At 57.9% G+C, this 19324-nt stretch carries 16 protein-coding genes; 7 read left to right on the plus strand and 9 right to left on the minus strand.

From position 1 onward, the window contains the following. From leuB to leuC, 6 genes are all read right to left on the minus strand, one after another. Positions 1-1104 carry a 3-isopropylmalate dehydrogenase gene (leuB, locus tag ACP15U_RS14365; protein WP_425045838.1) on the minus strand — a complete coding sequence of 368 codons (1104 nt, stop codon included), beginning with the start codon at positions 1102-1104 and terminating at the stop codon, positions 1-3. Between the two features lie 113 nt (positions 1105-1217). Next, a complete protein-coding gene (locus ACP15U_RS14370; protein ID WP_425045839.1) occupies positions 1218-2303 on the minus strand; it encodes an endonuclease/exonuclease/phosphatase family protein in 1086 nt (361 codons plus the stop codon). After that, positions 2300-3133, minus strand: coding sequence for a hypothetical protein (locus tag ACP15U_RS14375; protein ID WP_425045840.1), 834 nt, complete (start codon positions 3131-3133; stop codon positions 2300-2302). Before ACP15U_RS14375 ends, ACP15U_RS14370 begins: the two co-directional genes overlap by 4 nt. Positions 3134-3641: 508 nt before the next feature. Further along, positions 3642-4247 carry a 3-isopropylmalate dehydratase small subunit gene (leuD, locus tag ACP15U_RS14380; RefSeq protein WP_425045841.1) on the minus strand — a complete coding sequence of 202 codons (606 nt, stop codon included), beginning with the start codon at positions 4245-4247 and terminating at the stop codon, positions 3642-3644. 42 nt (positions 4248-4289) lie between these two features. Further along, the gene (locus ACP15U_RS14385) at positions 4290-4826 is read right to left on the minus strand and encodes an HdeD family acid-resistance protein (protein WP_425045842.1); all 537 of its coding nucleotides are present in this window, start codon (positions 4824-4826) and stop codon (positions 4290-4292) included. Between the two features lie 37 nt (positions 4827-4863). Continuing rightward, complete coding sequence (leuC, locus tag ACP15U_RS14390) at positions 4864-6270, minus strand: 3-isopropylmalate dehydratase large subunit (RefSeq protein ID WP_425045843.1); 1407 nt, start codon at positions 6268-6270, stop codon at positions 4864-4866. Between the two features lie 411 nt (positions 6271-6681). Here leuC and rsfS point away from each other — a divergent pair, with 411 nt between their 5' ends. The 3 genes from rsfS to ACP15U_RS14405 all read left to right on the plus strand — a co-directional run bounded on the left by rsfS (position 6682) and on the right by ACP15U_RS14405 (position 11635). Then, the gene (gene rsfS, locus ACP15U_RS14395; protein WP_425045968.1) at positions 6682-7041 is read left to right on the plus strand and encodes a ribosome silencing factor; all 360 of its coding nucleotides are present in this window, start codon (positions 6682-6684) and stop codon (positions 7039-7041) included. A 43-nt stretch (positions 7042-7084) separates the two neighbouring features. Beyond that, complete coding sequence (gene rlmH / locus ACP15U_RS14400) at positions 7085-7555, plus strand: 23S rRNA (pseudouridine(1915)-N(3))-methyltransferase RlmH (RefSeq protein ID WP_425045844.1); 471 nt, start codon at positions 7085-7087, stop codon at positions 7553-7555. A gap of 174 nt (positions 7556-7729) precedes the next feature. Further along, a complete protein-coding gene (locus ACP15U_RS14405) occupies positions 7730-11635 on the plus strand; it encodes a non-ribosomal peptide synthetase (protein ID WP_425045845.1) in 3906 nt (1301 codons plus the stop codon). A gap of 1 nt (position 11636) precedes the next feature. On the opposite strand, the gene ACP15U_RS14410 is transcribed toward ACP15U_RS14405, so the two are convergent. Beyond that, complete coding sequence (locus ACP15U_RS14410) at positions 11637-12998, minus strand: oligosaccharide flippase family protein (RefSeq protein WP_425045846.1); 1362 nt, start codon at positions 12996-12998, stop codon at positions 11637-11639. A gap of 144 nt (positions 12999-13142) precedes the next feature. Then, entirely contained in the window at positions 13143-13403 is a 261-nt protein-coding gene (locus ACP15U_RS14415; RefSeq protein ID WP_425045847.1) for a hypothetical protein, read from the minus strand. A 355-nt stretch (positions 13404-13758) separates the two neighbouring features. Here ACP15U_RS14415 and ACP15U_RS14420 point away from each other — a divergent pair, with 355 nt between their 5' ends. Then, the gene (locus tag ACP15U_RS14420; protein ID WP_425045848.1) at positions 13759-14802 is read left to right on the plus strand and encodes a hypothetical protein; all 1044 of its coding nucleotides are present in this window, start codon (positions 13759-13761) and stop codon (positions 14800-14802) included. 13 nt (positions 14803-14815) lie between these two features. Here ACP15U_RS14420 and ACP15U_RS14425 read toward each other — a convergent pair whose 3' ends face one another. Further along, on the minus strand, positions 14816-15706 hold the full coding sequence (locus ACP15U_RS14425; RefSeq protein WP_425045849.1) for a LysR family transcriptional regulator: 891 nt from the start codon (positions 15704-15706) through the stop codon (positions 14816-14818). Between the two features lie 310 nt (positions 15707-16016). On the opposite strand from ACP15U_RS14425, the gene ACP15U_RS14430 reads away from it, so the two are divergent. From ACP15U_RS14430 to ACP15U_RS14440, 3 genes are all read left to right on the plus strand, one after another. Continuing rightward, the gene (locus tag ACP15U_RS14430) at positions 16017-17057 is read left to right on the plus strand and encodes an AraC family transcriptional regulator (RefSeq protein ID WP_425045850.1); all 1041 of its coding nucleotides are present in this window, start codon (positions 16017-16019) and stop codon (positions 17055-17057) included. A gap of 485 nt (positions 17058-17542) precedes the next feature. Next, positions 17543-18310, plus strand: a complete 768-nt coding sequence (locus ACP15U_RS14435) for a sugar transferase (RefSeq protein WP_425045851.1) — start codon at positions 17543-17545, stop codon at positions 18308-18310. 39 nt (positions 18311-18349) lie between these two features. Beyond that, complete coding sequence (locus ACP15U_RS14440; protein ID WP_425045852.1) at positions 18350-19249, plus strand: CpsD/CapB family tyrosine-protein kinase; 900 nt, start codon at positions 18350-18352, stop codon at positions 19247-19249. Positions 19250-19324 lie beyond the last annotated feature (75 nt).

Genomic DNA, 19324 nt, shown 5'->3' on the forward strand with positions numbered 1-19324 from the left:
TTACAGGCTGGCGTCCAGAGCTGCGACGATGGCATCGCCCATCTCGGTCGTGGATACCGGGTCCACGCCCTGTTCGGTCAGCAGATCTCCGGTGCGGACACCGTCTGCCAGAACCTTTTCAATCGCGTTCTCCAAACGCGTGGCTTCGTCGCCCTTGTCAAACGAGTAGCGCAGTGCCATCGCAAAGCTCAGGATGCAGGCAATCGGGTTCGCTTTGCCCTGGCCGGTGATGTCGGGGGCAGACCCGTGCACCGGTTCATAGAGGGCTTTGGGGCGGCCGTTGGCCATTGGTGCCCCGAGAGAAGCCGAAGGCAGCATACCCAGCGAGCCCGTGAGCATCGCGGCGCAATCGCTGAGCAGGTCGCCGAACAGGTTGTCTGTCAGAATGACATCGAACTGTTTGGGCGCTCGCACCAGCTGCATCGCACCGTTGTCGGCATACATGTGGCTCAGCTCCACTTCGGGGTACTCCGCGCCCACGCGCGTCACGACTTCGCGCCAAAGGATGCCCGATTCCATCACGTTGGCTTTTTCCATCGAGCAGAGCTTCTTGCCGCGCCGCATGGCCAGCTCAAAGGCAGACCGTGCGACCCGCTCGATTTCACTTTCCGTGTAGCGTTGCGTGTTGATGCCGACGCGTTCGTTGCCTTCCTCGAAAATGCCGCGGGGTTCGCCGAAATACACGCCGGAGGTCAGTTCGCGGACGATCATGATGTCGAGCCCGGCCACGACATCCATCTTCAGCGAGGAGAAATCGGCAAGCGCGTCGAAACACTGTGCCGGGCGCAGGTTGGAGTATAGATCCATTTCCTTGCGCAGGCGCAGCAGGCCGCGCTCAGGCTTCACCGAAAAGTCCAGATCGTCGTATTTGGGGCCACCGACCGCGCCGAGCAGAACGGCGTCCACCTCTTGCGCCTTGGCCATGGTTTCGTCTGCCAGAGGCTTACCGTGCTTGTCATATGCTGCGCCGCCGACCAGATCCTCACTCACGTCGAATTGCAGACCCCGTTTGGCGCCAAACCAGTCGATGACTTTGCGCACTTCGGCCATGACTTCGGGGCCGATCCCGTCACCGGGCAGTATGAGAAGCGAGGGGTTGGACATCTGGAACTCTCCTTGAAATCTGTTGCCATGCCCCTAGCGCGTGGCATCTCGGGGGTCAATGAGGCGAACTCAGCCTTGCAGGGGCGAATGCGGTTACGTCGTCGCCATTTCGTTCAGTGGCTGGGGAATTGAAGATCAACCCAAACAAGGCGATGCCGACTTGCCTCCAAGGCTGCCTTGTAAAGGGGGTCGTCTTTTGGCGAGGGCCAGATGACCCCGGTGTCGATCACGTCCAGATCGGAGGACGGCAGAATGTAATCTACCCGCAAGCGCCCGACTTTGGGCCAATCCACGGTATCGGTTGCATTGTCGTTGCGATGCCCCTGATCGGGCGCGTCCCGCGCGCCGCTGCTTTCCGGGGTGGGGTCCTGCAGCATCGGGTGATCCAGCAACCGCCGCATTTCTGCTGAGTAACCGTCACTGTCCCATGGATCGAGGTTGCTGCCTCCCATGATAACGGGCCGTTTGCAGGGCATTTTATCAAGCTCGCCGTTCAGATAGAGGGACCAGAGCCGCAGTTCATCCCGATTTCGCAACCCGTTGCGGTCTTCGGGCCCGTCAAAGACCGGCGGGCTGGCCTGAAACGCCAGAATGCAGAATGAACCCTCTGAGGTTCTGATGGGTACGACCCAGTGGCCCGTGGTCGACAGGCGCTGGAGCTTCTGAGCAGCATCCGAAGGAAAGGGCTCTCCCTGCACGGTCGGTAAAGTCGCGCCGGGTAAATCTTGCCAGATCAGGGTGGAAAAGTTTGTCGCCTGCGCAACCTCTATCGGGAGACGGGACAGAAGCGCCATACCGCCCTGACCGGTGAATTCGCCGTAGCCCTGTGAATCTTCGGGCCCACCGGTTCGTCCGTCACCGTTCATATCCAGACCGGTGGTCAGCCCTCGATTGGGTTGAGGCGCATAGCGGTAGGGATAGCTAAGACCGTGCGTTTCGATCTGTGCGGTCAGGGCAGTCAAAGCGCGCCCCTCGGCGTCCCAGTCAACGCCCTGCAACAGGAGGATGTCAGCCTTGGTGGCAGCGATTACCTCCAACACAGCCCTGATCTGGGGATCATTGCCCCGCTCAATGTCACGTAACATAAGCCCGGGGCCATCACGTTCCAGTTCCGTGTTGAAAGTGGCAAGCCGGATCGGTTCTGCAGAGACGAGTGCGGGTAGCAGGCCGGTCAGCACGGCCAACAGCCGGTGCCTCATGCTGTCTGCAGCGCCTCGGCGTTGGCATAGGCGCGACGGCGCTTTTCCTCGATCAAATCGGCGACCCGCAACATGGCCATGCCCCGGATGATCATCGAAGCCGGTAGGAAACCCCATGCGCTCATGGTCCAGATCAGGGTCAACGGACGCTCAAGGATCAGCGGATTGATCATCCCTGATGCAATCTGCACCAACGCAGGAATGACGAATGGCAGCAGAACCCCGATGATCACGTTGATCCGACCGTCGCGCTGTAGGCGATACACCACGTCTCCGCCAGTCGTCGGGTCGAACAAGGGCAGGTTGATCCAGACGTTGAATGCGCCGTTGCCGACCGGCCAGCTGAGGATCCGGATGACAAAGGCAAAGCTGGCTACCGTAGCCAGGGCGACCACGTAAGCGACCCCCGCCGAGTCACGAACCGCTGCCACTGTCGACAGTGGCGTATGATCGGGCAACATCAGCGTGGCCAACCGAACGGGCGAGTAGGGGAAATCCATCAGGTTCCCCAAAGCCGCGCCAAGTCCGGCAAACAGTGTTGTCAGGTTGCTGGGCTCGATGCTGTTTTTCGAGATCAGGGTCAGAGCAAAAACCGTGACCGCCAGCGAGACAAACCTCAATCGGTTCAGTGGCGGAGCATCGCGGAATTCGATGAAACTTGGGAAGGTTGAGTTGTATTCGGCGAATGTCAGGGCCGCCGCAACAAGCGCCAGAAGAACAACAATTTCTGTTCCACCAGTGGCAAAGCCTGGCAAAAGGAGAGATGGAGTTGCAAAAAGCAATGCCACCAATATCGCGCGAAGAGCCGCGCCTGAAATGCGTGCAAACACTGTCCGATCCCTTCAAACTGGACAGGCCGATGCGTTGCCGAGCCTTTGTTCCAACTTGATCTGCCCCCTCGCGGGAACATGTGCCTCAATTTGGCCTCATTTGTGCCGCCATTCAGCCACCCGCTCAAGTCGTCGAACCACGAAATACCTGATTTGAGGCGAAAAAGTGGTGAGACTGGTGCCTCTTTGCATCATTTTTGGCGCAACTTTCCGGCGGACTTGGTGGAATGCACAACATCTTGTGGGTGAGTTAGTGTCGCCCTCAAGGAAGCAGGATTTTGTAGTCGCGGAAGGTGTTGGGCGCTGGTGGGGGAATTGTCAGATCCGCATGACGCAACATGGCGAAACCCCTTTTGTTTGGGAACATCCGGACAGTCGCGCATTGTTTGATCGGGAACAGTCATGGTCAGTGCAACATATGTTGCAGGTGCCTAGCGGATCTGACCAGAGCGGTGGTATCGTGACCGCGGAGGCAAAACCCCCACGGTCCAATTTTGCAAGCGAGAGCTCAGACCCAGGGACGGTCCTGAGCGGCTTTCTGTTCAAAGCTGTCGATCGAGGCCGCCTTTTCCATGGTCAGGCCGATATCGTCGAGACCTTCAAGCAGGCAATGCTTTTTGAACGCATCCACTTCGAAAGAGATGACTTCGCCATCCGAGGTGGTGATTTCCTGTGCTTCCAGATCGACGGTCATGCGAGCGTTCTCGCCCTTTTCCGCGTCCGTCATCAGGATGTCTACCTGCTCTTGCGGCAGTACGACCGGCAGGATGCCGTTCTTGAAACAGTTGTTGAAAAAGATGTCGGCGAAGGACGTTGAGATCACACATTTGATACCAAAATCCGCGATCGCCCAAGGGGCGTGTTCCCGCGAGGATCCACAACCGAAATTGTCCCCGGCCACCAGAATTTCGGCTTTGCGGTACTGTGGTTTGTTGAGCACGAAATCAGGTATCTCTGAGCCGTCGCGATTGTATCGCATCTCATCGAACAGGTTCACGCCAAAACCCGTGCGCTGAATGGATTTCAGGAACATCTTGGGAATGATCATGTCCGTGTCGATATTGACGAGCGGCATGGGGGCGGCCACCCCGGTGAGTTTTTCGAATTTTTCCATTTCTCTACTCCGACGGGAGAGGCCGCAAACCCCGGTCCCGCCTTATGTTTGTTGTGTTTCCGGATCAGCGCTCTTGACGAAGAGCGCCGCGAAGATCAGGCCGAAGCCATTAAAGAGCATCTCGATACCCATCAGGATTCCGAGAAGGCTGAGAGCCAGTCCGACAGTGGCATTCATCATGATGTAGCCGGCAAGGAACAGCGACAGAACGCCGGTGATGAGGGTGGGCCAGAAGAACCCGGTGCCCCGCATCTGGAACGCGAGAAAGATCCGCGCAAATCCTCCGGCGGCAAACAGGATCATGACCACAGTGGCCAGTGTCAGAGTGCCTTCCAGCGGGTTGGACATGAAGGACCAGCCCAGGAACACCATGATTATGCCCATTATGATCGACAGGATCTTGTTGCCTGTGCCTTCGACTGAGAACCCGCCAACGACCTGCACACCGCCACCAATGAGTAGCATGATCCCGGTCAGCGTTGTGATCGCCACGGACGCCACCACCGGGGCGCCGAGGATGATTACCCCGAACACCACGGACAGAATTCCCAACAGAAGTAGTTTCAGCCAGTCGCTCATAGCAATAGTCCCTCAAAAGTTGAATATTGAGGAGACCTTACATCAACTCTCGCACATCTGTCAGCCTTCCTGTGATTGCCGCTGCGGCAGCCATGGCAGGGCTCACCAGATGGGTGCGTCCCTTGTAACCCTGCCGGCCTTCGAAGTTGCGGTTCGACGTGGCGGCGCAGCGCTCTTCGGGGGCCAGTTGGTCGGGGTTCATGGCGAGGCACATTGAGCAACCTGCAAGGCGCCATTCGAAACCGGCTTCTTTGAAGATGTCGGCCAGACCTTCTTCTTCGGCCTGCGCACGAACAAGACCCGATCCCGGAACGATCATCGCCCGCAGACCGTCCTTGATTTTCTTGCCCTTGACCACGTCGGCCACAGCCCGCAGGTCTTCGATCCGTCCGTTGGTGCAGGAGCCAATGAAAACGGTGTCGATCTCGATATCGGTTAGTTTCTGGCCGGGTGTCAGACCCATATACTCGATCGAGCGTTTGGCTGCCTCGACCTTGCCGCCTTCGAAGTCTTCCGGATTCGGAACGGTGGCAGAAATCGGCAGAACGTCCTCGGGCGATGTTCCCCATGTCACTACAGGCTGGATATCTTCACCCTTGAGGGTCACGACCTTGTCGAAATGCGCATCACCGTCTGTGAAGAGCGTTTTCCACCAGGTCATGGCAGCTTCCCACTGAGCGCCTTTCGGAGCGTGCGGGCGGCCTTTGACGTATTCAAAGGTTGTTTCGTCCGGGGCGATCAGACCAGCGCGGGCGCCGCCTTCGATTGCCATGTTGCACACGGTCATACGGCCTTCCATGGAAAGGTCGCGGATGGCCTCGCCACAGTACTCGATCACATATCCGGTGCCGCCGGCAGTGCCGGTTTCGCCGATAACGGCCAGCGTGATGTCCTTGGCGGTCACACCAGGGCGCAGCTTGCCGGTGACCTCGACCTTCATGTTCTTGGACTTCTTCTGGATCAGCGTCTGCGTTGCCAGCACGTGCTCGACCTCGGATGTGCCGATCCCATGCGCGAGTGCGCCGAAAGCGCCGTGGGTCGCCGTGTGCGAGTCTCCGCAAACCACGGTCATGCCCGGCAGGGTCCAACCCTGCTCGGGACCGACGATGTGCACGATACCCTGACGAACATCTGAAACCGGGTAATAGTGAACGCCGAATTCGCGCGCGTTCTTGTCGAGCGCTTCGACCTGAATACGGCTTTCTTCGGTCATCTGTGTCGGATCTTCACGGCCTTCAGTGGTGGGCACGTTGTGGTCCGGAACGGCAATGGTCTTTTCAGGTGCGCGCACCTTGCGGCCCGACATGCGCAGTCCTTCGAAGGCCTGCGGGCTTGTTACTTCGTGTACCAGGTGGCGGTCGATATAGAGCAGGCAGGTGCCGTCCTCGGCCTCATGCGCGACATGCGCATCCCAGATTTTGTCATAGAGTGTCTTGGGGGACATCGGTCCTCTCCCATGTTTATTGAGAATTGCTGGCGATTAGGGGCTGAGCGGCGTCTATAGGCGCGCCAACACCGTGCGGGCAGCCCCAAAGAACCGCTCACGCAGGCGCGCACGGTCTTGCAGGTCGATTTTTGGGGCCGTATTGGGTCTCATGCGCTCCAGATACAGGCGCGGCCCGAGTCTATCAAGGTCTCACGCACCGAAGTACCGGACAGACCTGTGGATCTGCCCGGCGATGCCATCTGGGCACAATCTGGCGAGCGATACGGGGGCTTCATTGAATTGTCCTTGTCCGCTTGCTACCTTGAAATTACCCCAGCGCCGGGGGACAGGCGGCGCGCTACAAAGGAGGACTATGTCCTGTCACTTCATACGCAGGCGGGTTTGCCCGCCGAAGATCGGGCCGGTTTGATGGCCCAATCCCAGCTTACCAGCGAAACGCTGCTCGAGCGCATTCTTACCTCTCTCAGTGATGACAAGGCCGAAGATGTGGTGCAGGTGGACCTGCGCGGGCGTTCCTCGTTCGGCGATTACATGGTGATCGCGTCGGGGCGTTCCACTCGTCAGGTCTCGTCCATGGCCGAGAAGCTCACGGATCGGATCAAGCAGGAATTCGGATACACATCCAAGGTCGAAGGCAAGGATGCCGGCGACTGGGTGCTGATCGATACGGGCGACGTGATTGTCCATATCTTCCGCCCCGAGGTCCGCGAATTCTACCAGCTGGAAAAGATGTGGCTGCCGCAGGGTAGCAGCGCCTCGGCGAACTGAGGCGTCATCCCGGCCCGTATTGCAGGGCCGGAGGCGGGAGAGCATGCTCATTCACATTTGCGCGGTCGGCCGATTGAGGGCCGGACCGGAGAAAACGATCATTGACGATTATCTGTCGCGGTTCGACCGCACGGGGCGGGCGCTTGGCCTTGGTCCCGCACGGGTCGTTGAGGTCGAAGACAAGAAAAGCGCCGGTATGAGCGCCGAAGCCGGGTTGTTGCGCAAGGCGCTGCCGAAGGGGGCAGTAATTTGCACGCTGGACGAGCGCGGTAAGGTGATCTCGTCGCCTGATTTCGCAAATAGGCTGGCTGACTGGCGCGATACGGGGCGGCAGGATCTGGCGATTGTCATTGGCGGGGCAGATGGAATTGACCCGTCGCTCAGGGCCGAGGCGGACTTCTCGATATCGCTGGGCAAGATGGTGTGGCCACACATGCTTGTGCGCGTGATGCTGGCCGAACAGTTGTACCGAGCTGCCACGATTCTTGCCGGCAGCCCTTATCACCGAACCTGAACCGATCGTTTCGACCAAATGAAACGGCACCAATCCGATGGACATTCGACGGATTGTTTGCAATTGGTTCAATCATTTGTCTTGTGAATGGTCTGCGGCAACGCAATGGTTGATCCTTTTGCGAAAGCCTAGAAAATTTGTGACATCCAGTTCAATGTCAACAGAATGAGTGCAATGTTCAAGCTCACCCCACTGCAGGAAGGCATGCTTTACGAAAGCGTGGTCTCGGCAAAGCCTTGGGCCAACCTTGAACAGATTGTAATCCATTTGGAAGATGAGCTCGTGGATGCGGGAGCGATGCGGGCAGCTTGGCAGGGAACCGTGGATGCCACACCGGTTCTGCGCAGCGTAATCGACTGGCAGAGTTCAGATGAACCGGTGCAGCGTTTTCACCCACCGGCCCCGTTTACACTGGATGTGACGGATTGGCGCGCCGAGCCGGATCCCGATGCTGCCTTGCAGATCTGGTTGGCGAAGGACCGTTCGGCCGGTGTTGATCCATCGACTTACCCGGGGTTCCGCGTCAGCCTTTTTGTTCTTGGGCCAATGCGCGGGGTTCTGGTCTGGACGTTTCTGCACACATTGCTCGACGGGCGCAGCATGGTGCGGGTTCTTGACGATGTCTTTTGGAGATACGAGGCCGGGCTTGGCAAAAAGCCGCAACCGGAAGGCGGCGTTCCGACCAGCATATTCGAGGCTCATTGTCTGGCACTCCAAGGTCAATCTCACGCAGAAGGTGCTGCCTTTTTTGCGAACCGACTGAATGGCTACGATGCCGCCTACGGAATCGCTGACGACACCCAGGAAGCCAGCCGCAAGATCATTGCAGACCTAGAGTTGGACGAGGCGGAAACCCTCGCTCTGACAGGTCTGGCTGAAGAGGGCGGCGTTTCCGTCGGCACTATTGTTCAGGCGGCTTGGGGAATTGTTCTTGGACGCTGGTCGGATCGCGGCGATGCGGTTTTTGGGGCAACATTGTCGGGGCGTCATCTCGTGCCGGGCGCGAGGAATGCTATCGGATGTTTTATCAACACGGTTCCGATGCGTCTGAGACTTGGTCGCGGTCTTGAACTTGGTGAGGTTCTGACGCGGCTGCGCGCAGACCAGATCGGGCTGCGCCCATACGAGCAAACTCCTCTGTCCGAAATAAAAGCTCTGAGCGAAGTGCCGCCAGACCGGCCACTGTTCGATTCCATGGTGATGTTCGAGCGCGGATCAATGCAGCAGCTGCTTTGGCGGCTCGGAGGCAATTGGCCGCGTCGTCGTGTTGAATTTCTGGAAGAGGGGGCGCTGCCGGCGACTCTGGCAGTCTATCACGATCAACGCCTCAAGCTCAGGCTGGAATACGACCCGGCACAGGTTCCCGAAGGTGACCGAGTCTCGGCCTATGTGCTGCGGCTGTTGCGTTCGATGATTGCCGGCGGGATTTCCACACCGCTTGCCCAGCTCGATATGCTTGACCGTGCCGAGGCCGAAAAACTGTGGGAAATGGCCCGTCCGACGCCTGAGATCGGGGCAGGGGACACTTGTTGTCTCACGACTTTTGAAAACCGTGTTCGGCTGGCCCCGGACCGGATTGCGGTGTCCCAGCCCGGCGCTCAATCGCTGACCTATGCGGAACTGGACGAACGGGCGACCCGCCTGGCATCCCGTTTGACGGAAAACGGAGTCGAGCAATCATCGAACGTGGCTGTGTGCATGTCGCGGACGCCAGATTTTGTCGTGGCCCAGATCGCCACCTGGAAGGCTGGCGCGGCGTTCATTCCGATGGACCCCGAATACCCGCCCAAAGTCCTGAGCGGTATGTGCGAGGATGGGCGTGCGGTTCTGGCAATCGTGGACGAGGCTGCGCCCGAACTTCCTTGCCCGACCGTCACCGTGTCAGCGAGTTCGGATGGTATTCTGCCGGCATTGCCGGACACAGACCGGGCTTCGTCGCGAACCGCATATGTCATTTTCACTTCCGGTTCGACCGGTCGCCCCAAGGGGGTTGCCGTGTCCCACGGATCGCTTGCGGCACATCATGCCGCCATGACCGAACGCTACGGGCTTGTCGCCCAAGACAAGGTATTGCAGTTCGCCAGCCTCAGCTTTGATGTATCGCTCGAAGAGATTATCCCCACGCTCCTGAACGGAAGCGAACTGGTCATGCGGACTCCGGAGATGGCAGGGTCTTTCAAGAGCTTTCTTGAGCAGGTTTCCGAATTGCGCCTGTCCGTTTTGAACTTGCCGACAGCGTTCTGGACGGCCCTGACCGAAGAGCTAGTGGCCACCGGATCGCGTTTGCCAGCCTGTGTCCGTCTGGTGGTTGTCGGGGGGGAACGCGTGCCGGCTCCGGCGCTGCGTCGTTGGCGCGAGATCGAGCCGAACAGGCGGTGGATCAATGGGTATGGCCCGACCGAGACCACAATAACCTGCACAACCTACGAAGCGGGTGAAATCCTGCCCCAAGGCGATAGCGTGCCGATTGGAAAACCGACTCCCCACGCGCGTGCAATGGTTGTGGCTCGCGATGGATCGTTGGCGCCAGACGGGGCGGTTGGTGAGCTTTGCATTGCCGGGCCGGCAGTCGCGACTGGTTATGTTGGCCTGCCCGATCAGACGGCGGAACGGTTTGGCGCGGCGCCCGACAGGCTTGGCGGTGGCCGGATGTATCACAGCGGAGACATGGCGCGATGGCAGAGCGACCGCAACCTTGCTTATCTTGGCCGTGGCGATCGGCAGATCAAGCTGCGTGGGTTCCGGATCGAACCGGCTGAGATTGAGAAGAAACTGGAAGGGTTGGACCAGATCGATCACGCCGTGGTCTCGGTCGACCAGCCGGACAGCGATCAGGCCCGGTTGGTGGCATGGGTCTCACTGGTCGACGGTGGCACCAAAGGGTTGCAAGAGGCGGTGGCACGCACATTCCAGTCTCACATGCGGCCGCTGGTGGTTCCTGTTGAGGAATGGCCGCAAACGCCGGGCGGCAAGATTGACGTCAAGCGGCTGCCTGCACCGCCCCGTGCCGACGCAGCGCCGGATCTTTCGAAACCTGCCAACGATACAACACGCGGAATCGCAGCGATCTTTGCCAAGGTTCTGGGAACCAGGCAGGTTGATCCTGACAGCTCTTTTTTTGATTTGGGGGGGCATTCACTGCTGGTTCTGCGCCTGATTGGGCAGATCGAACGGCAGTACGGCTTCAGACTGGCCGCTCAGACCGTTGTGTCGAATCCGACGCCACGGGGTCTTACCCGGGCATTGCGGGAGCAACCCGAGTACACCGACCCGCACGTGGTGTGGCCAATACAGCCCAATGGTTCGCGGCCGCCGATTTTCGGGGTTCATGTAATCGGAGCCGAGGGTAGCTTTTTCCGGCCTCTGGCCGAAGTAATGGGACAGGATCAGCCCGTTTTTGGGCTGACGGTCGGGATGCTGAGCGAAGAAACCCCAGTCGGGATCGAAGAGACCGCCCAATTTTATTTCGAACAGATACAAAAGAGATTTCCCGATGGCCCGTTGTCACTGGCCGCAGTATCACTCGGCAGTTACGTTGCACTAGATTTGGCACAGCGTTTGATTGCGGCAGGGCGCGAAGTTCGGGTGCTGGCGCTATTTGATGCCGAAGGACCGGCTGGACGGAAGAGTCTGCGTGGCCTGCGGAAACTGGTGATCCACGCCCGTCTGACACAAAGCGAAGGTCTGGGGTATGTTGGTGGAATAGTTTCAGCCAAGTTTGGCGATCTTCGCCACAAGGCCGAGATGATCCAGCGGACACTCACTACCCGTCGTCAGGGAGTGTCTTCGCCGGCGCTGACAATCGGGCAGTTCGTTGCTGCCAACGATCTGGCACGCCAAGCCTATCAACCAAAACCATACCCCCGTCCAATTACATTGTTCCGGGCCGCCGGAAATCACTTTGACTGTCCAGAGGGGATTGCCGAAGGATTGGGTTGGAAAGGCGTTGCGGCAGGTGGGTTCGAAGTTATCGACATACCCGGAGATCATCTGTCGATCCTCGAGCCGCCGAATGTCGATCAATTGGGAAGAGCATTGATGAAAATCCTGCGCCAAGCGGAGCAGGAGCAGGACATCTAGTTCAGAGCGCGCGGATCAGCTCGGCTATCGCATCCTGATGGTGGTAGAGGATGGCGGCGCCGAGACAGGTTCCCAAGCCCAGAAAAACCGCGTCGTGCAGCGGGTCCCACACTTTGTGTTTGATGGCGAGCAGAACGATTGCCGGATGCGCAAGAAATCCCGACAGCGCAAGGCCGGCTATTGCACCGATCAACCCGAATTTGATGGCGCCGGTTAGAAGCAGACCAAACTGCAGAAGGGCACGAAACCCAGACAACAAAAAGAACCCGCGAGAGTCAGATGCCGCAAGTGCCGCCCGGTCATAGGTAACCCCCGGAACCTGCGGAACCTGCGCCAGTGCAACAAGCGTCAGGATAACACCGGACTGGACATATCTCTCATCATAAAGCAGCGCCACGATGCTCGGCCCGAACAGGGATAGAAGCAGCAGAACTCCCATTGTGCCAATGCTCAGAAGCGATCGCACCCTACGTAAGAACCGAGCATTTTCAGCCGAAGCCGACGGCGGCGCATCACGATAGACAGGGATCATTACCCGGTGCACCACGGATTGTGACAGGATCAGCGGGAAGCTCGCGAGGTAATAGCCGATGTTGTAGATCCCAAGCTGTACCAGCGGTAGGATCTTACCCAGCACAAGTTTGTCGCCTTGGGTCATCAGGAAACTGAAGGCCGTGCTGGCCGTGATCCATTTCCCGAACGAAATCAACTCGACTGCGGCGCTCTTTTCCCAACGGAATCTGTTTGGCAGGCCATCGATCAGAATGGTGCTCAAGATTGGCCGCAGCGCGGCATCGACCAATCCTCCGAGGACCAGCGCCCAGACCGAACGGGTAAGATAGGCTGCGGCAATCATAACAATGATGCCGATGATCTGGCTGAGAAGTTCCGCTAGAACAACCCGTCCGACCTGAAGATGACGATAGGCGGTTTCGACGCGGGTTGGCAGGAACCCGGAGAAAACCAGACCCAGCGCCGCCACAAAGAGGTATCCCTGCAATTCGGGCACGTCATAGAAATTGGCAAGCGGCAAGGCGAGAAGACATGCAATGCCCCAAAGGATAACGCCGCGAATGACCTGAATTGTCCATGCTGTATTCAGGAAATCAGGATCGTCGCCCCGTTTGCTTTGAGCGACGGCTGGGCCGATGCCGATGTCCGAAAACAGTTCCAGCCCGACAATCACCAGTGTCACCAGCGCCATCACGCCAAAAGCTTCGGGAAACAGCAAACGGGCTAGGACCAGGTTCGAGGCCAGCCGGATCAGCTGTGATGCCCCGTAGCCGGCGGTCACGAATGACGAAGAGGAAAGCACCCTCGATGCCAGGGACTTTCTTTGAGGATTGGTGGTTTCGACGCTCATTTTCTCTTCTTCTATGGGCGTGTCAGATCGGACTTGTGAGGCAACCGCATTCCGAAGGCAAGGGACCGGCCCTGTTTGACGGCAGGTCGCCTACCCGGGACAGACGACGATTCCGTGGTGCCTGAATTGCAGGTCGTTGGCATCCTAGAGTTGGCAATTATCGCTTCGCCGTGCTTCTTCCCGGTTGCCAAAGAAGGGGTAATCCCCTTCCAAATGGCGCATCGCCGTAATCTGGCGCCCTCCGTCTTCTTGACAGTTACCCGCCATGAACTCGGCAGCCAGCCACTCTTCGTACCAATCGGACAAGCCCTGACCTTCGACGCCGCCATTGTGATAGGAACGGGTCGCGCTGGCCGCGCGGCCGGTCGAGCCCGTCCTTTCAGGATACCAGCGGTTTTCTTCCATGGCTCCAAGCCCTCGTATTTAGCCCCGTCGATGCCCGCGACGCGTTTCGCCTTGTAAACAAAAGACTGCCCAGTCTTGTTGTGCAAGCAGACTACTTGCTGGACCCGATACGCGCCATTTCTCAGGGGATTAGCGCCGGAAATCGGTCTGTTGGGGCTCAATCCACTGGACAATGCAACCGCTGAACGGGCGATTGATCGCAAACTGACACTGATTGCGTGAATGGCAGCAGCGGAGCGGGGCGCGTTGGAATACGAGTGCCTTCGATTCGAGTGGAATTTCTCAAAAAAGCCAAATTCGACTGATAGTGTTTCGTGGAGTGCCTTGGGAAAGGCCGATCAGGAGCAGGAAGTCCGTGACAGCGTTGACGCATGCCGCACGCGCGGCGCGTATTGTTGAAGTTGCCGAACGCTACTTTGGCAGGCCGGTGAGCAGCGTATCCGCGCCGGGTGGTGCGGGACGTTCCAGTTTGCGACTGCACTTTGATCGCATGGACGTTATCGGCACCCTGCGGCAGGATTTTCGGCGCACTCACCTCGAAGCTCATGTTCTTCGACAGCTCGGCGAACTCTCTGAAGACCTTCCGGAGTGTATAGGCGTCGTCGACAACGTTCTGTTTCAATCCGATGTGGGTAAGGAGCGCCTAGGACAGGCGATGGCCCGAAGTCGCCCCAGCGGCCGCCTCGATCTGGCTGCTCGGGCGGTTTCCGCACTGTTCAGGTTGCAGAGCGCCGCGCGAAAAACCAACCTGCAAACAATGATGCCGCATCTCGGGGCCAACGATGAATGGGTGGCCGGTCTGGTGGGTTGCATCAGGGTGTTGTCGCCTTTCGGCCCGATACCGACCGGGTTTGACCGCTCTGCCGCCTGTGAGGCTATTGCAGTTGCGCCCAGCCAGTTCGTCAAATGGGATTGCCGGTCAGGCAATGCGGCGTTGAATGGGCTCGGGCGGCTGAGATGGTTTGACTTCGAATATTCCGGACTTCGTCACGGGGCCGAAGACTTTGCGTGGCTGATTGGAGATGAAACGCTTCCCGTGGCCCCGGATCAGATGGTCGATGTGATGATCGATTGCTGGGATCCCGGTGCGGGGCGCGATATCGGACAGTATTTCGAGTTTCTCTCAATCTATCTGACCTTTCATGCCGCTCAGCGACTGACCCTGATACTTGGCGAACTCGAATGCCGAGGATGGCTCGACAAAGAGCATATCCTTGAACTGGACGATGCCGGTGTTCACCCGGATTTTCTGGTTCAGATTTGTGGAGTCGGGCGCTATTTTTCGGAACAGACTCGGTTGACCGCTCCCTTGGCACCATTGTTTGAGGCCGCTGGCGAAAGCTTTCGAAAATCCGAGGTTGCGGCCGGCACTTCCAGAACCGCGCCCCTAGCGGGTTGAACGGGACCAATCGCTATCCCATTGAGATTTCCACGACCAGATAATCGATGAAGGCCCGCAGCTTGGGCGCAATGAACTGTTTGGTTGGATATACGGCGTGGACGCATTGCTGTTGCTCTGGCAGGTCAGGCATTGCGTTCTCGACGAGGCCGGCATCCAGAGCATCTCTTACAAGATATCCGGGCAGTCGCGCGATCCCCAGCCCGGCAATTGCAGCATTCAGCAACGAGGTTCCGTCATTCACACTGAACCCTGCAGTTGTTTGAACCGCTCGGACCTGTCCATCGGGCTGGGCGAAGCGCCATTGGTTTCTTCCCGGACGGTTATACCTTTGCAGAAGTTGGTGTCTTTGCAGGTCTTCGATAGCCTCTGGCCGTCCATTGCGCAGCAGATAGGCGGGGCTCGCTACCAGATAGGTTCTGTAACTGGCGAGCTTTCGGGCCATCAACGTGCTGTCGCTCAGGTCGCCTGACCGCAGCGCAAGGTCGAAACCGTTGCTGATCAGATCCACACGGGTGTCGCTTAGTTCCAGGTTCAGGGAGATGTCGGGGAAACTCTGCAAAAACTTGGGCAGCAGGGGGGTAACGACGTGGATGCCGAAATCCGTGGCCGAAGCCACGCGCAAAGCCCCGGATGGACGCGCGTGAAGTTCGGCGACAAGGGCATCGGCATCACCCGCGTCGTTCAGGATCTGGCTGGTGCGGTCATAATAGACCATTCCGATCTCCGTCGGATTGACGCTTCGGGTTGTCCGGCTCAGCAAACGGGCGCCAAGACGTTGCTCCAACGCGGCTATGTGCTTGGATACAGCGGATTTCGAAATACCCATCTTTCGTGCGGCATCGGTGAAGCCGCCTTGTTCTACCACTGTTGCAAACGCTTCCATTTCGATCAGGCGGCTCATGGGTTTCGAAACTCTTTGGTTTTTTGACTGAAATTGGGTGTGAGCGGTGGCGTAGGTTTGGAAATCGGACTGGCGCTCAAACCGCTGCGTCTGTCAGGATCGATATGCCGTCATACCGGGATCTTTCCTACCGGCGACTGCGCCACGTCTTTCGGAGTTTCGGCCAAAAATGATGCATTTGCAGATACGCGATGCTAGTCTCCTCATGAGACTCATTTGATAAGAGATTTTCGGGGGCTCATGCCATTTAAGGATCTGCATTTCACCCGTCGTGTTTCCTCCTGTTTTTCCGCCATTTGGGGATCTGACAATGCCTGATCCCGAACTGCGTCATGGGGCAATTTACGTGCAGGTATTGGCCCGTGATTTACTGGAACAGGGCTATTCCGAGGCCCAGATCTTTGATGGAACAGGGTTTCGACCAGACATTCTGGGCCAGAAGAAACCCTTTGCCCTGTTTGACGACATCGCCGGATTTTATGAACATGCGGCAAAGCTGACCGGGAATGACTCCCTTGGGTTCGAACGCGGGATCAAACGCGAAATGCGCCGGACGGGGCTGATCTGCTATGTCGGCCTGTCTGCGCCGACTGTCAGGGATTTTATCCAGAACATCGCCAGGTATCGCCGCGTTTTCAGCGACGCCGTTGAAATACAGACCGCGCGGCTTGATCAGGACGGAGTCCTGTCATGGCATTTCGCAGTGCCGAGCCGGATTGTTCGCAGGCAGTATGTCGAATTCGGAGCATCGGGTCTTTTGTCGGCAATGCGACGGGCTGCCAATCGCAATTTTTCGCCTTCGCTGGTGACGTTCCGACATTCGCGCAAGACCAATCTTCACGGGTTTGAACGCTACTTCAGTTGCCCGGTCGAATTCGGGGCGGCTGAAAACGCCTTTCATTTTCGCCGCGAGGACCTGAACCTGCCGCTGATGACAGCCGACAATGAACTGTATCAGGTCTTGGTCGAATCCTGCGAAAGCGTGATTGGTCACAAATCCCGCAACGTTGCACCGATCATTGTGGATGTGGAACGCGCCATTGCCGAACGTCTGGCAACAGGTGAAGCCAGCCAGGACAGTGTTGCCCGGGCGCTTGGCATGAGCCCGCGCACCCTTGCCCGCCGGCTTTCCGACGAAAACACGACTTTCTTCAAAACGCTGGAAGAACTGCGGGTTTCGCTCGCTATGAGCTATCTGAAGGACAGTGATCTGGTACTGGCAGAAATAGCCTTCCTGCTTGGATATGCCGGTCAAAGCAGTTTCAACGATGCGTTCAAACGCTGGACCGGTCGGACTCCGGGTCAGTTTCGGGCGGAAGACGCTCCCAATAGTCACTCTTCCATACCCTAGTATGGGGGCAAAATCGGCCTGGCGCCGATTGATAACTTGTCAGCTATTTCAAGACTCTGCCACAGTCTCGACATATTTCGGGGTGGTTGCCGGCGCCGTTTGACATCAATTCTGTCAGTTCGATTCTTGAGGCTTCTGGCGCCACTTTGGCAACAATAGTTGCTCTGGCGCTTGATTGGTCACGATTTCCGCGAGTTTTTTGGCGGTTTTGGCCGCATCTGGATTGGAAACAGTTTGTTTTTTCAGAAATTGTTAATTTTCGACGGTGGGGTGTTACCTTTCATCATGGCATTTTTGGGGCGGCTTCAGGTCCTGAATGTGCCGGGGGTCGGAATTGTCGTGGTGGGATCGCGCAGCCGGGGCTCACAATTTAATCGCTTGGAGGGACTGCCACTCCGGGCTTCGGTCAAGTCGCACACGATACACATCCGACCATTTGGCGGAGCTATTTCTCTGTGTGCGCCGTCAAATGAATGGGGGCGGAGATGAAGGACGTTACGTATTCTGGCACGCCGTTACGGCGGGTGCCGGGCGTTTCCTTCCCGGGGGCGACTGGTAGTCTGTTGTCTCCGGTTCTCGCCGACATGAGCGTTCCTCCGGCAGCCAATACGGTGGCAATGCCAAGCGAAGAAGTCGGGGAACAGAGCTTTTATCGCGTTTATGGCAAGCGGGCACTCGACATATTTCTCGTCTTCCTGAGCCTGCCTGTGACGGTTCCGATCATGGTTCTTTGCGCAGTTGCATTGTGGATCGAAAGCGGCCTTCCGTTCTACCAACAGAATCGCCTTGGACGGGATGGCAGATACTTCAAGATCCTGAAACTGCGGACAATGGTGCGGGACGCAGATGAATTGTTGCAAAAATACCTACAGGACGACCCCGAGTTGCGTGAGGAATGGGAAACGACCCAAAAGCTGAAACGCGACCCTCGGATCACCTTGGTCGGGGGTTTTCTGCGCAAGACGTCTCTGGATGAGCTGCCGCAGATCTGGAACGTGCTGAAAGGTGACATGAGCCTTGTTGGGCCGCGTCCGATGATGCCGGATCAACTGGAAATCTACGGAGAACCATCCAGTTACTTCGCTTTGCGGCCGGGCATTACCGGCGTCTGGCAAGTTTCGGCCCGCAACGAAACGCATTTTTGCCAGCGTGCGCGCATCGACATGGACTATTTCAAGCTGCTGTCGTTCCCGCTGGACCTGAAGCTTTTGTTGAAGACCGTGGGCGTTGTGTGCCGCAGAACGGGATATTGAGACGGTTTTGAACGGATCAAGGCATTTGGGAGTTTTGTCATGACGCAATATACTGCTCAGGCAGCAATGGAGAAGGCAGCTACTCCCTCTGCGCTGCGAGACACTCGGAGTGAGTTCGATCGAATGAACCAGCAGGGTTTCAAACGGTTTAGGCGTCGCGCCGCACGACGCGGGGCAGATCCGGCCCATGTCGACGATGACATCCGGATCAACCTTCCGGCGCGTCTTCCCGATACGTGGGATCGCCTGCCGCTGCGCTTGCCGGGTGTGCAAAAACATCTGCGGTCTCGCGCACCGCTGATCAGCTTTTTTCGCAACGACCCGGCTGCCAAGGCGTTCGACCTCTTGCGCACGCGTTTGCTGCAAACGTTGCGCGAACGCGGTTGGCAGCGCGTAGCCGTGACGGGGCCGACCTCAGGCTGTGGTTCGACATTCACGGCTGTGAATCTTGCGCTCAGCTTGGCGCGGGTGCCGGGTAGCCGAAACATACTAATGGATCTTAATCAACGCACGCCCGGCATTGCTGATCTGCTCGACATGCACGACTCTGGCCAGATGCGTCGATTTCTTTGCGGAGAAGCGCAACCGGCCGAGCATTTGGTGCGCATTTGCGATACGCTGGCCGTTGGTCTGACGCAGGAGCCGGACAGCCAGTCTGCCGAACTTTTGCAAACTGCGAACTGCACTGTTGCGATGGCCAACATGGTCGACGAGATCAATCCCGACGTGGTGATCTATGATTTGCCACCGATGCTTGAGCACGACGATCTTGCAGCGTTCCTGCCCCAGGTAGACGGGGTGCTGCTGGTGTCAGATGCCACGCGAACAACACCGGATCATTTGGCGGCCTGTGAGCGGATTCTGGGCGACCGGACCGAGCTGTTGGGCGTTATCCTGAACCGGGCAAAGCGTTCAGGGGTTGAAAGCCTCGGCGCATAACCCCAATTGGACTTCGGCCCGCTAGTATCCGAATTGGCGCCATAGTTTTGCCCGCTTGGCGTGATTTAGTTTTCG

It is taken from the genome of Primorskyibacter sp. S87 (assembly GCF_049801055.1).
Taxonomy (GTDB): Bacteria; Pseudomonadota; Alphaproteobacteria; order Rhodobacterales; family Rhodobacteraceae; genus JBNAGF01.